This is a genomic window from Anaerolineales bacterium, assembly GCA_022866145.1.
Classification (GTDB): Bacteria; Chloroflexota; Anaerolineae; order Anaerolineales; family E44-bin32; genus PFL42.
Genome location: JALHUE010000346.1, coordinates 1 through 13,696, shown reverse-complemented (window position 1 = coordinate 13,696; position 13,696 = coordinate 1). Strand labels below are relative to the sequence as shown.

Annotated in this window: 10 protein-coding genes and 1 pseudogene; 3 read left to right on the top strand and 8 right to left on the bottom strand. The window is 65.6% G+C overall.

Annotated features, from left to right (window positions below; all coding sequences use genetic code 11):
- From MUO23_10720 to MUO23_10685, 8 genes and pseudogenes are all read right to left on the bottom strand, one after another.
- Positions 1 to 128: GTP-binding protein (locus MUO23_10720; GenBank protein MCJ7513427.1), on the bottom strand; the 128-nt coding region annotated here is incomplete at its 3' end.
- Positions 129 to 174: 46 nt separating this feature from the next.
- Positions 175 to 2,253: an elongation factor G gene (gene fusA / locus MUO23_10715; GenBank protein ID MCJ7513426.1), complete on the bottom strand. Its 2,079-nt coding sequence runs from the start codon at positions 2,251 to 2,253 to the stop codon at positions 175 to 177.
- Between the two features lie 37 nt (positions 2,254 to 2,290).
- A complete protein-coding gene (gene rpsG, locus MUO23_10710; protein MCJ7513425.1) occupies positions 2,291 to 2,758 on the bottom strand; it encodes a 30S ribosomal protein S7 in 468 nt (155 codons plus the stop codon).
- 71 nt (positions 2,759 to 2,829) lie between these two features.
- Complete coding sequence (gene rpsL, locus MUO23_10705) at positions 2,830 to 3,252, bottom strand: 30S ribosomal protein S12 (GenBank protein MCJ7513424.1); 423 nt, start codon at positions 3,250 to 3,252, stop codon at positions 2,830 to 2,832.
- A 160-nt stretch (positions 3,253 to 3,412) separates the two neighbouring features.
- Positions 3,413 to 3,988: a hypothetical protein gene (locus MUO23_10700; GenBank protein MCJ7513423.1), complete on the bottom strand. Its 576-nt coding sequence runs from the start codon at positions 3,986 to 3,988 to the stop codon at positions 3,413 to 3,415.
- A gap of 214 nt (positions 3,989 to 4,202) precedes the next feature.
- Positions 4,203 to 8,117: a DNA-directed RNA polymerase subunit beta gene (locus MUO23_10695; protein ID MCJ7513422.1), complete on the bottom strand. Its 3,915-nt coding sequence runs from the start codon at positions 8,115 to 8,117 to the stop codon at positions 4,203 to 4,205.
- Positions 8,118 to 8,310: 193 nt separating this feature from the next.
- Complete coding sequence (locus tag MUO23_10690; protein ID MCJ7513421.1) at positions 8,311 to 8,730, bottom strand: transglycosylase SLT domain-containing protein; 420 nt, start codon at positions 8,728 to 8,730, stop codon at positions 8,311 to 8,313.
- A 765-nt stretch (positions 8,731 to 9,495) separates the two neighbouring features.
- Positions 9,496 to 10,710: pseudogene (locus MUO23_10685) on the bottom strand (tetratricopeptide repeat protein).
- Positions 10,711 to 10,909: 199 nt separating this feature from the next.
- Between MUO23_10685 and MUO23_10680 the strand changes: the two are divergent.
- From MUO23_10680 to MUO23_10670, 3 genes are all read left to right on the top strand, one after another.
- Positions 10,910 to 11,914: a carbohydrate kinase family protein gene (locus tag MUO23_10680; protein MCJ7513420.1), complete on the top strand. Its 1,005-nt coding sequence runs from the start codon at positions 10,910 to 10,912 to the stop codon at positions 11,912 to 11,914.
- 93 nt (positions 11,915 to 12,007) lie between these two features.
- The gene (gene ahcY, locus MUO23_10675; protein ID MCJ7513419.1) at positions 12,008 to 13,270 is read left to right on the top strand and encodes an adenosylhomocysteinase; all 1,263 of its coding nucleotides are present in this window, start codon (positions 12,008 to 12,010) and stop codon (positions 13,268 to 13,270) included.
- 191 nt (positions 13,271 to 13,461) lie between these two features.
- Positions 13,462 to 13,696 (top strand): hypothetical protein (locus MUO23_10670; GenBank protein MCJ7513418.1); only part of this gene is annotated, 235 nt, incomplete at its 3' end.

The window sequence follows — 13,696 nt, the reverse complement described above, 5'->3', positions numbered from 1 at the left end:
TCCCCATGCCCCCTCATCGCACTGTACTTCGTGATCGCCGCCGTCAGCGTCGTCTTCCCGTGGTCGATGTGCCCCATCGTCCCTACATTCATGTGCGGCTTCGTTCGCTGGTACTTCTGCTTGCCCATGATTGCCGTCTCCGTCCTTGTCTGGGAATGGCCGCCGGGGCGCCCGCTAGCGGGCGCCTTCCAGCACGCTGCGGGTAACCGACTCGGATACTTCGGCGTAGTGGTCGAACTCCATGGTGAATACCCCCCGGCCCTGGGTCATCGACCGCAGGTCGGTGGCATAGCCGAACATCTCGGCCAGCGGGACTGTGGCGTCGATCACCTGGGTCTTGCCGGGCCGGGCATCGATGCCCTCGATGGACGCCCGCCGGGCCGCCAGGTTGCCGGAGACCTCGCCCAGGAAGTCCTCGGGCACCACGACCTCCAGACGCATGACCGGCTCGAGCAAAATCGGCCGTCCCTGCCGGACGCCTTGCTTGAAGGCCAGGGAACCGGCCATCTTGAAGGCCATCTCGCTGGAGTCGACCTCGTGGAACGAGCCGTCGATCAACCGCACCACGATGTCGGTCACTGGATAGCCCGCCAGCACGCCGCCTTCGGCCGCTTCGACCACGCCCTTGCCCACGGCCGGGATGTACTCGCGCGGGATCGCTCCGCCGACAATCTTGTTCTCGAATTTGACTCCCGAGCCCTTCTCGCCGGGTTCGAGTGAAAGCACAACATGTCCGTACTGGCCGTGACCGCCGGTCTGCTTGACGTAGCGGTACTCGGTCTTGGGAACTGCCCGGCCGATCGATTCGCGGTAGGCAACGCGCGGCCGGCCCATCTTGGCCTGCACCTTGAACTCGCGCTGCATCCGGTCGACCAGCACCTCGAGATGCAGTTCCCCCATCCCCGAGATCACGGTCTGGCCGGTGTTCTCGTCGGTTCCGACCCGGAAGGTCGGATCCTCCTCGGAGAGCTTCTGCAAAGCCTCGCCCATCTTGCTCTGGTCGGCCGTGGTCTTGGGCTCGATCGCCAGGAAGATCACCGGCTCGGGGAAGGTGATGCTCTCGAGCACGATCGGGCTAGCCTGGTCACACAAGGTATCGCCGGTGAAGGTCTCCTTCATCCCCAGCACCGCCGCGATATCGCCGGCCAGGATTTCGGAGATGTCCTCGCGGCGGTCGGCATACATGCGGATCAGACGTCCCACCCGCTCGCGCTTCCCCTTGGCGGAGTTGTAGACGATGGAGCCCTGGGTGATCTTGCCCGAGTACACCCGGAAATAGGCCAGGCGCCCGACATAGGGATCCGTGACGATCTTGAACACCAGGGCGCTCAGCGGGGCATCATCCTTGGCCTGACGCGTCAGCGCCTCCTCGGTGCCGGGTTTGTTGCCGATCACGGGCGGGATGTCAGCCGGCGATGGTAGATAATCAATGATGGCATCCAACAGCGGTTGCACCCCCCGATTGCGCAGCGCAGACCCACACAGCACCGGGGTGGCCATGCCCTGGATCACCGCCCGCCGTAGGCTCGCCCGCAGTTCGGGGGTCGAGATCTCCTGACCCTCGACGAACTTCTCCAGCAGGACTTCGTCCGTTTCCGCAATGTGCTCGATCATTTGGGCGCGTTTCTCGCTGGCAAGGTCCTGAAGCTCGGCCGGGATCGCAGTGCGAATCGGGTCGCTGCCCTGCTCATCCTGCCAGACAATTGCCAGGTTCTCGATCAGGTCGACCACGCCCGAGAAGCCGGCCTCGGAGCCGATCGGAAGCTGGATGGCGATCGGGTTGGCGCCGAGGCGCTCGCGCATCGACTGAATGGTGTTCTCGTACGAGGCACCCGGGCGATCCATCTTGTTGACGAAGGCCATGCGCGGCAGGTTGTAGCGATCAGCCTGGCGCCAGACCGTTTCGGATTGAGGCTCGACGCCCTGGACGGCGTCGAAGACGATCACTCCCCCATCAAGCACCCGCAGGCAGCGCTGAACCTCTGCCGTGAAGTCGATATGGCCCGGCGTGTCGATGAGGTTGATGATGTGGTCCTGCCAAGAGGCCGTGACCGCGGCCGAGACGATGGTGATCCCCCGCTCGCGCTCCTGCTCCATCCAATCGGTGACGGTGGTGCCGTCGTCCACCGACCCAAGGCGGTGGGTCCGACCGGTGTAGTACAGCACCCGCTCGGTGGTTGTGGTTTTCCCGGCATCAATATGGGCGATGATGCCGATATTGCGGTGGCGCTCCAGCGGATGCTCGCGTTCCATAATCTGCAGCCCTGCCGCCTGCGGCAGGAGCTCCCTTCTACCAGCGATAGTGGGCAAAGGCGCGGTTGGCCTCTGCCATCTTGTGGGTTTCTTCTCGGCGTTTGATGGCCGCCCCGGTATTGTTGGCGGCGTCCATCAGCTCGCCGGCCAGCTTCTCGGCCATTGAGCGGCCGGAGCGGGCCCGACAGGCCGCCAGGATCCAGCGGTGCGCCAACGAGATGCGGCGGCCCGAGGCGACCTCGACCGGCACCTGGTAGGTTGCCCCGCCGACTCGCCGGGGTTTGACTTCGAGCACCGGCGAGACATTCCTGATGGCCGCCTCGAAAATCTCCAGCGGCTCGCGCTTGGCGCGCTCCTGGATGATGTCAAAGGAATCGTACAGGACGCGAACTGCCGTGCTCTTCTTACCGCGCCGCATCAGGCTGTTGACGAACGCCTGCACCATCTGGCTGTTGTAGCGCACGTCCCCAGGCACAACCCGCTTTTCTGGCTTGCTCCTACGCATCGAACCGCTCCCCTTCAAAGTAAGTCGGCCGAACAGGTTCCCGCGGCCGACTGCGACCCAACGACTCTGCCTTAGGCTTCCTTCGGACGCTTGCTGCCGTACTTCGAGCGTCCTTGTCGGCGGCCATCGACGCCGGTGGCGTCCAGCGTGCCGCGCACGATGTGATAGCGCACGCCTGGGAGGTCCTTGACTCGTCCGCCGCGGACCAACACCACCGAGTGCTCCTGCAGCGTGTGACCTTCGCCAGGAATGTAGGCCGTCACTTCCATCATGTTGGTCAGGCGGACACGCGCCACCTTGCGCAACGCCGAGTTCGGTTTCTTCGGGGTCTGGGTGCGGACCTGCGTGCATACGCCGCGCTTCTGCGGCGCGCCCTTGGCCACCGCCAAGCGCCGCTGCTTGTTGGCGTTGAAGATGTACTGCAGCGCCGGCGCCTTGGTCTTCAGGCGCTTGCTCTTGCGGCCTTTGCGCACCAGTTGGTTGATGGTCGGCACGATCACCCTCCACACGAAGCCGGGGCCCGAGCCCCGGGCCCCTGGCCACTAAGCGAGGCCATCGATCCTGCGCGATGGCCTCGGCTAGTCGACGTCCTTATTCGGCTCGGATGGGCTCTTCCCACGCTCCCATCCGTCGGACTAGTTCGGCAATGGACCCTTAGTTTACCACGCCCAATAAGCTCCCGTCAAGCACTCGGAGAGCGGGACCAGGCGCCGATCCAGGCCAGCCGGCAGGGGGATGGAGCCCAGGCGGAGGGGTCTGCCAGTCAAGCCCGGATGGCCGCTTCGGTGGTGGCGTGCAACCCCCTCCCTGATGTGGGCCTCGCCCGGCCGGGGCGCCTTGTCGATCAGGTACAGGGCCGGCCAATGGCGCGCCCCCCAGGGCGCTCCACGTCTGGGGCTGCATGTCCTGGGCGATGGGACAGGTGGTCCCCAGACGCTCGATCGCCTGGCGCAGGTTCTCCAGGCCCTCCTCGCAAGCGACTTCGAGGGTGGGGTTGCCGATCACCACCAAACCCTGGTCGCCGTAGGCTTCGTGCCAGGACTGGAGAGAAGGCCGCGTCCGCTGGAAGTTGAGGCAGCCGAAGGTCGGCACCTCCAGCAGAACGACCCGACCGTGCAGCCCCTCCAAGCGCAGGAGCTCGTCGGTGTCCAGCCGGGCCGTGTTGCTGAGTTCGGCGGGCTTGCCCAGGGCGGGCCGGGAACCCGGGGTTGCGGTGGCTCGCCTGCCCAAAGCCGGGCTCCCTCCCGTAGGCTCCAGCACCGGCCGCCCTGGGCGGCCGCAGGCGGACAGCGCCCAGGCCAGCCCACTCAGGATCAGCAGCCTCGACCTGCGAGACCTCCCGATCCAGGCTCAGCAGGATTGCCCCAGGAATGCCTCGGACCCGGTGACCTCGATCACCGGGTCCGAGGCGACAACGTTCCTATGCGCACACGCAAGGGGCGGGCTACAACCTGCCGCCGCGCGATTCCATGTCCAACAGGCCCAGGCCGAGGCGCGGCGGCCGTGCCCGCTCTTCCTCCTTGCCGAACTTCATCACCTCACCGCTGTCCGTGATGGCCTCGACAGACAAGCCCAAGCTCTGCAGCTCCTTGACCAGCACCCGGAACGAAGCGGGAATCCCTGGCTCCTCAATGGGCTCGCCCTTGACGATCGCCTCATAGGTCTTCACCCGGCCTTGAACATCGTCTGACTTGACCGTCAGCATCTCCTGTAGGATATGGGCTGCGCCGTAGGCCTCCAGCGCCCAGACTTCCATCTCACCGAAGCGCTGACCGCCGAACTGTGCCTTGCCCCCGAGCGGCTGCTGGGTCACCAGCGAGTACGGTCCGGTTGAGCGGGCGTGGACCTTGTCCTCGACCAGATGGTGCAGCTTCATCATCAGCACTTTCCCAACGGTGACCGGCTGGTCGTAGGCCTCACCGGTCTTGCCGTCATACAGCCGCTGCTTGCCCAGGACCGGCGCCGGAACCCCGGTTTCCGCCATCACCGCCAGGCTGCGCTCGCGCAGCACCTCAGGCTCGACCTGTCCGGGATCCTCGCCGCCGTTGTCCTGTATCCAGATTCTCAGGCAGGCTTCGACGCCTGCCTGGTCGCGGCGAGTGCGCTCCTCGCCCCGAATGTCCTCGTCCTCGAACAGTAAAGCCATTTCAGGGTTGAAGCCGCGTTCCCGCAGCCACTGACGTGTCGCCGCCCGGCGGGCGTAGTTGGGATCGATGGCGATCTGCTCTGGGTCGAAACCACGGTCGGCGAGCCAGTGTTCCAGGTACAGCCGCCGCACCTCATCTTCGTCGCGGAAGGCCTCTTCCTGATAGTATCCAGCCGATTTCACCCAGTCCCAGGCCCGGTCGCCAACCTCGTCCCAGGCTCGATCGACCAACCAGGCGCGGGCGAGCTCAGCCTCGATCTCCTCTTCGTCGGCACCGTCGAAGACCGGGGTGACGGCGCGGAAGCCGAGGCGGTCGGCCGCCCAGCCAAGGTGCGCCTCCAAAATCTGGCCGATATTCATTCGGCCTGGCACGCCCAGCGGGTTCAGGATCAGGTCGATGGGGGTCCCGTCTTCGAGATAGGGCATGTCTTCGACCGGGACGACGCGCGAGATCACACCCTTGTTGCCGTGGCGCCCGGCCATCTTGTCGCCCTCTGTGGCCTTGCGCTTCTGCGCCACCGACACCCGCACCATCTTCTCGACGCCAGGCGGAAGGTCGCGGTGCTCCTCGCGGGTGAATACCTTGACGGCGACTACCTTGCCGCGTTCACCGTGAGGCATCCGTAGGGAGGTGTCCTTCACCTCGCGCGCCTTCTCGCCGAAAATCGCCCGCAGAAGTTTCTCTTCCGGGGTGAGCTCCTTTTCGCCCTTGGGGGTGATCTTGCCCACGAGGATGTCGTTCGGACCAACCTCAGCGCCAACGCGGATGATGCCGTCCTCGCTCAGGTCGCGCAACGCCTCGTCGCCGACATTCGGGATGTCGTAGGTGATCTCCTCCGGGCCGAGCTTGGTATCCCGGGCCTCGACCTCATGCTTCTCAATGTGAACGCTGGTAAACCGGTCCTCCTGGACCAGTCGCTCCGAAATCAGGATCGCATCCTCGTAGTTGCCGCCCTCCCAGGAGAGGAAGGCGCAGAGCACATTCTGGCCGAGCGCAAGCTCGCCACCGGCGGTGGACGAGGAATCGGCGATGACATCGCCCGGCCGAACGCGCTGCCCCTTGATGACAGCCGGCCGCTGGTCGATGCATGTGCTCTGGTTGGAGCGGTTGTACTTGCGCAGTTTGAACGACCGGCGCTCGCGGCCGACACGCACGACGACCTCGCTCCCCGTCACCGACTCGACTTCGCCGGTGACGTCGGAGACAGCCACCTGTCCCGAGTCCAGCGCCGCTTGCCGCTCCATGCCCGTGGAAACCAAAGGCACCTCCGGCCGGACCAGCGGGACGGCCTGGGTCTGCATGTTCGAGCCCATCAGGGCGCGGTTGGCATCGTCATGCTCGAGGAAGGGGATCAGGGAGGCGCTCACGCCGACAATCTGGCGAGGGGCGACATCCATGTAGTCGATCTCGGGCGGTGAGACGAACAGGAACTCGCCGTGATGCCGACAAGAGGCCCGCTGGCGGACGAACTCGCTGTTCTCATTCAAGGGAGCGTTGGCCTGGGCAATCACCCACTTGTCTTCCTCATCCGCGGATAGATAGGCTGTCTCGCCCGAAACGAAAGGCTCGATGGGCACGGGCCGCCCGAGCTTGCTCAGACCCTTGACCATCTGCGGCGTGACCACCTGGCTGTCTTCCGCGATGACATTGCCACTCTTGGGGTCGACGATCTGCCCTCGGATCGTCCGTCCGATCAGACTTGCGTCACCCGCATCGAGCTCACGGTGGACCTTGCGGTAAGGGGTCTCGATGAAGCCGAAGCGGTTGACCTTGGCATAGGAAGCCAGGCGTCCAATCAGGCCGATGTTCGGACCTTCCGGTGTCTCGATCGGGCAGATGCGGCCATAGTGCGAGTGGTGGACGTCGCGCACATCGAACCCCGCCCGTTCGCGGCGCAGCCCGCCCGGGCCGAGGGCCGACAGTGTGCGTTTGTGCCTGAGCTCGGCCAGCGGGTTGGTCTGGTCCATGAACTGAGAGAGCTGGCTGGAGCCGAAGAACTCGCGGATGGCCGCCACGACGGGACGGATATTGACCAGCGAAACCGGCGAGAGCTGCTCCTGGTCGCGGATGGACATCCGCTCCAAGATCACGCGCTCCATGCGCCTCAGGCCAACCCGAAGCTTGCCCTGGATCAACTCGCCCACCGTCTTCACCCGGCGGTTGCCAAGGTGATCGATATCATCGGGGTTGACCTGGTTGTTGTTGATCTGGATCAGGCGCATGACCAGGCGGACGACGTCCCAGGTCGTGACCCTTCGGTGTGCCAGGGGCACGATTTCCTGAAGGTCGAGCTTCTGGTTCAGCTTGTAGCGCCCAACGCGCTCCAGGTCATAGCGCCGCTGGTCGAACAGCTGGTCGCGCAGGTATTCCCGGGCGTTGTCAAGCGTCGGCGGATCGCCGGGGCGCATGCGCCGATAGAACTCGATCAGCGCCTCCTGCCCCAGGGTGCGCCCGTGCTTGATCTCCCAGGTAGGCTCCTGGCGAATGGTGGTGGCGATGTACGGATGGTCCGGCTTGTTGTCCACAGCCGAGAAGATGCCGATCAGCTCCTCGTCGCTGCCGTCGGTGAGGGGCGAAACGTCCAGCCCATCGTCGACCGCCGACATCGCCCGCAGCAGGATCGATACCGGCACCGTGCGCTTGCGGTTGAACTTGAGCGTGATGTAGTCGCTCTTGCGGGTTTCGAACTCCATCCAGGCGCCGCGGTCGGGGATCAGCTTGGCTGACGCCAGCCGACGTCCGGTGGCGCGGTCTTCCGGTGCCTCGAAGTAGACACCGGGCGAGCGGATCAATTGAGAGACTACAACCCGCTCGGTGCCATTGATGATGAAGGTCCCCTTCTCGGTCATCAATGGGAAATCGCCGAGGAACAGGTCCTGCTTGATCGGCTCTGAAACCTCGGGGCCGGCAAGCAGCACGGAAACGTACATCGGCGCGGCGAAGGTCAGGTCGCGCTCGACGCATTCTTCGATGTCGTGCTTGGGATCTTCGAACCAGAACTTGAGCTTGAATTCACGCGCCTCGCGCGACTTTCCCGGGAAGAACAGCTTCATGCCGCCGTTGTAGGACTCGATCGGGGAGATCTCGTCGAAGAGCTCCGCCAGGCCTTCTCGCATCAGCCACTCGAAGGATTCCAGCTGGACACCGATCAGCGTCGGCAGGGGGAAGGTGTCCCGCGTGCGCGCGTACCACTTCTGACCTGTGGGGGCCATTGATTGCTCCTGTGTGCCTTCCCGCCGGGCGGCGGGGCGAAACAAGAAAAGGCGGGCGACCGCCGCGGTGCGCGGTGGGGCCCGAGTCCGGCCTCCCGGCCTGCCATTGCCCGGCGGGTCCGAGAAGAGCATGATGTGCGAATGGTTAGGATAACACGCCTGGCCGGGGAAGTCAATCTGGAGGAAGCGGCCGCTAGCCCCCGCCGGCGTACAGCCGATGATAGATGGCGTACACTTCCTGGATAGAACGGATGTACTCCTGGGGTTGGGTCAGGCGCACGATCTCGAGGAACAGGTCTGGGTCCTCGGGCGCCAGTTCCTTCCAGATGTCGGCGTTGCCGGGGCCGGCGTTGTACGCCGCCAGCGCGGCGTACGGATCCCCCTCATAGCGAAGCAGCTGGCGCGAGAGATAGTACAAGCCGAAGCGAACGCTGACCAGCGGCCGATACAGGTCGTCGGGGGTGTAATCCGGTGGCCACCCCAGCTGGTCGGCGATGTTCTGGCCGGTGCTGGGAATGACCTGAGTCAGCCCGCGGGCCGCGGCGTAGGACGTGGCAAAACCTTCGAACAGGCTTTCTTGCCGAACTAGGGACAGCAGCAGCGTGCCATCCATGCCATAGGCCGCCGCCTCGGACAGGATCAGGTCGCCGAAGTATGAGCCGAACCGGATGCGGTTGAAGTAGACCGGCGCGTTCATCGTCCCGGCATCATCCATTCCTGCCAGGTCGAGGATCTGGCGCGCCGTGAAGATGGCCGGCTGGTACAGCCCGAGCTCCAGCAGCGTGTGCATCAAGCGGTACAGGGACTCGGCGTCGTTCTTCAGCGAATTCCGCAGTGCGTTGAACTCCTGCTTCGCCAGGCCGTACTGCCCGAGCTCCCAGAACTCCAGGCCGCGGATCAGGCGCGGATCCGCCGCCAGCTCCGGAGTCAACGCCGTCAGCGGCTCGGGGCCGTCCACGACAAAGGTCTCCCTGAGCCAGGCCTCGGCCTGCGCCCGTTCGGCCTCGACCTCCACCGAGTACACGGGGAGTCCCTGCGCCTGGAACGGCGGGCGTCCCTCCAGGACATCGGCTGCCCGCACCGAGTAGTAGCCGGTGGGATCGGCGGCGGCCGCGGCCTCCCAAGCTTGTCGGGCGGCGTCCTGGGCCCCCTGCGCGGCGTAGGTCTTGCCGATCCAGAAGCGGGCGCGGGCGCGCTCGCCGCTGTCGGCCGCTAGGCTTTCGGCCAGCTCAAAGGCGGCCCTGGCGCCCGCCTGGTCGCCGGCGCGATAGCGCGAAATGCCGGCCAGGAAAGCACCGTCGCGGGCCTCCACGGTCCCGGGGTATTCTGCCGGCAAGCGCAACCAGAGCTCGGCGGCCAAGCCGAGGTCATCGACCCGCTCGGCCGTTCGGGCGGCAAGGAACAACGCCTCCGGCGCCTTCGGATCTTGGGGCAGGGCCGCGGCAAAGGCCAGGAAGGTGTCGATGGCCTGGCGGTACATGCCCAGATACGCCCACTCGGTGCGGGCCTTCTCGAGCATGGCCGGGCCCCAACGGGCATCGCCCGGATAGCCGTCCACGACGCGCGTGAGATCCGCCAGCGCGCCACTGGCTTCGTCCAAGGCTCGCCGGGTCAGTCCGCGGAAGTAATAACCTTCCGCTGTGGGGGCGCTGGCCAGCGCCCGATCCAACGACCGCAGCGCCGGTTCGTGCGCCCCGGCATAGTAGTCGACAATCCCGCGCTGCAGCTCGTCAACTTCGACGCCGGCGTCCACCAGTCGGGCCAGTCCACTGTAGCTGTCATAGGCTTCCGGGTAGTTGTCGATGGACTGCTGATAACGGGCATGCGCGGCCGCGATGTCCCCCAGGTTCTCCAGCGCGGCCCCGCTCAAGAACAGGAGCGTGGCACGGGTCGCCGCATCCGTAGCCACCTGCAGCAGGGCGTCGAAGTGCTCGAGGGCGGCACCGGGATCCCCGGCTTCCAGATAGGCCTGACCCACCTTGAGGTCTACGGCCATCGGGTCGCCGAGGCTGCCCGCCTCACGCGCCACCTGGTAGTGCTGGAGGGCATCCGTCGGGCGTGCCACCTGGCGCAGAAGATCCCCGATGTGTTCCTCGACATAGGCGTCAATCCGGCCCGGGCGTAGCTCGCGATAGCTTTGGTAGTCGGCGAGCGCTTCATTCGTCAAGCCCGCTTTCTCCTCGGCCAGCCCCTTCAGGTAGTGCGCCTGCGCCAGCCGCTCGTGGCCCGGGTAGGTGCTCAGGAAGGCATTGAAGGCCTCAATCGCCTCCCACACCCGTCCGCTCTCGAGCAGGGTGCGGGCGTAGCCGAAGGAAGCCAGGGCAGCTTGATCGGCCTCGGCGGCATTCTGGCGAGCGCGGTTGTATTCCTCGAAGGCCCGATCCCAGTCGCCATAGAACAGCGCTTGATCGGCGGCCTGCAGGCGCACCTCCGGCTCGGGAGTCGGGGTCGCAGTGGCCGTCGGGGTAACGGTCACCGTCGGCACCACGGTCGGGGTCGCGGCTGGCGCCGGTGGTGCGATCGGGCTGCAGGCGGCGCCTACCACCAGGAAAAGGCTGAGACCGGTAGAGAGAGTTGTCGTCGGTGACCTCATAGGCGCATGATAAGGGACGGTTGGGGTGGCGTCAAACGGGCCAGATTCGCACCCGCCCGGGCAGGGGGGGGCTCGGCCGCAGGGGGGGTCTCGGCCGCGCGGTCGGGTCCGCCACCGCGAGCCCCGGAGATCGGCCATTGCCCGACGCAAGCGGTGATAGACTTGGGACGACCGGCCGGGGCTCAGGCTCCGGATCGTCATGCACCCCACCGCTGCCCCTGGCAGCGGATTCTTGCGCCGGGCGCAGCGCGGGACGGACCGAGTGGAAATCCTGCTGACGGGATCGATTGCCTACGACTACCTGATGACGTTCCCGGGGTACTTCCGGGAGCACATCCTTCCCGACGAGCTCGACCGGATCAGTCTGTCGTTCCTGGTCGACAGCATGATCCGGCGCCGCGGCGGAATCGCGGCCAACATCGCCTTCACCCTCGCCCAGCTGGGCGAGCGCCCTGCCGTCATGGCCACGGTCGGCGAGGATTTCGGGGAATACCGCTCCTGGCTCGAGGAGCAGGGCGTCGACACGACCCACATCCGAGCCATGGCCGGGCTGTTTACGGCCTCGTTCTTCGTCACTACCGACCGCTCCAACGCCCAGATCGCCAGCTTCTACACCGGGGCCATGGCCAAGGCCTCGAGCCTGCGCCTCTCGGACCTGCCGAACCGGCCCCGGCTGGTCGTCATCTCCGCCAACGATCCCGAGGCGATGGCCGGCTATGTGCAGGAATGCCACGAACTCGAGCTGGCCTACATCTATGACCCCAGCCAGCAGGTGGTGCGACTGGATCCCGAGACGCTGCGAGCCGGTATGACCGGGTCGCAGGCGGTTTTCGGCAATGACTACGAGTTCCGCCTGATCGAGGAGAAGACCGGCCTGACGCCAGCCCAGATCGATTCCCTGACGGGATTTGTGGTCATCACCCGCGGCGAGCGGGGGGTGGATATTCTTGCTGATGGACGTAAGCACCACGTGGCCTCGGTCGCCCCGCGCACGATCGCCGATCCGACCGGCGTGGGGGACGCCTTCCGAGGCGGGTTTCTCAAGGGGTTCATCCACGATCAGTCGCTGGAGACCTGCGGCAAGGTCGGTGCCCTGGCCGCGACCTACTGCCTCGAGCACCCGGGCTCACAGGGGCATGCCTTCGACCTGCGCTCGTTCGGCGAGCGCTACCGGCAGTTCTTCGGGGAATCCCTTCAGCTGTAATCGACCGCTACAGGGCGCGAGCCGCGGCTCCCGGGAGCGTTCGGGGGCACCCGCCGCGGCCCAGCGGCGCCCCGACCTGAGGAGGAAAGAAGCATGGGCACGTCTCACGATGTCAAAGATCTGAATCTGGCCGAAGGCGGCCGCAGGCGGATCGCCTGGGCTGAGGAAGAGATGCCGGTCTTGCGGCACATCCGCGAGCGCTTCGCCAAAGAGCGCCCCCTGAAAGGGATGCGGATCTCGGCCTGCCTGCACGTCACCACTGAGACCGCCAATCTGATGCGCACCCTGCAGGCCGGCGGCGCGGACAGCGTTCTCACAGCCAGCAATCCGCTTTCCACCCAGGACGATGCTGCGGCCTCGCTGGTGCATCACGACGAGATCCCGGTTTATGCCATCAAGGGTGAGGACACGCAGACCTACTACAAGCACATCCACGCCGCACTGAACCACAAGCCTCACCTGACCATGGATGATGGGGCGGACTTGGTGAGCAGCCTGCACAAGGATCGACGAGAGCTGCTGCCTGAGGTGCGGGGCGGGACAGAGGAAACGACGACCGGCGTGATCCGACTGCGGGCGATGGCCGCCGATGGGGCCCTGGCCTACCCGGTCATCGCCGTTAACGACGCCATGACCAAGCACTTCTTCGACAACCGCTACGGCACCGGCCAGTCGACCATCGACGGCATCGTGCGCGCCACCAATGTCCTGCTGGCCGGCAAGGCGTTCGTTGTGGCAGGCTACGGCTGGTGCGGCCGCGGTCTGGCCAGCCGGGCACGCGGCCTGGGGGCGAACGTGATTGTGACCGAGATCGATCCGCTGGCGGCTCTGGAAGCGGTGATGGACGGGTACCGGGTGATGCCGATGGCCCAGGCGGCCGCGCAGGGCGACATCTTCTGCACCGTAACGGGCGACATCAACGTCCTTGACAGCCACCACTTCGAGTCGATGAAGGATGGCGCCATCGTCGCCAACTCCGGTCACTTCAACGTCGAGATCAACATCCCGGCGTTGGAGGAGATGGCCAGCGATCGGCATCAGGCGCGGCCGTTCGTCGAGCAGTTTCGAATGAAGGACGGCCGCCGCATCAACCTGCTGGCCGACGGTCGCCTGGTCAATCTGGCGGCCGCCGAAGGCCATCCGGCGAGCGTGATGGACATGTCCTTTGCCAACCAGGCGCTGGCCTTGGAATATGTGGTTCGGCATGCCGACGAGCTCGAGAACAAGGTCTATACCGTCCCCGAGGCCATCGATCGCGAGATTGCCCGCTTGAAGCTCGAGGCTATGCACGTGACGATCGATGTCCTGACCAGCGAGCAGCAGCGCTACTTGAGCTCGTGGGAGGAAGGGACGTAGGCCATTCCCGGCCATACGGTCGCTTGGCCGGGGTTGTCGCAGGAACTCTCATGGACAGATGTGATAGCGCAGAGCAGGCGTTCGAGCAGCCGCCCGAACGCCTGCTCTGCGCTATTTGCACCCGTAGAGAGAGATTCGTGGAATAGCTGTCTGTCTAGGGTGCTTTCCAATAGGACTGTTATGATCTACAAATGCCGACCGTGCGCAGCATTCTGGCAATCCTCCTGAGCTTGACGCTTTTCTCGATGGCCTGCAGCCTGGGCGGCCGTGCGGCAGGATCCCCGCCTCCCGCCTCGCCAACCTCATCACCGACGGCAATCCCCTCCCCGACACCGACCGCCACCCCCATCCCGGCTTCGTACATCCCGCCCCAGTGCGCCGCCGTCCCGGTCGCCACGACCGTCGCTCAGCCGACTCCCGCTCTAG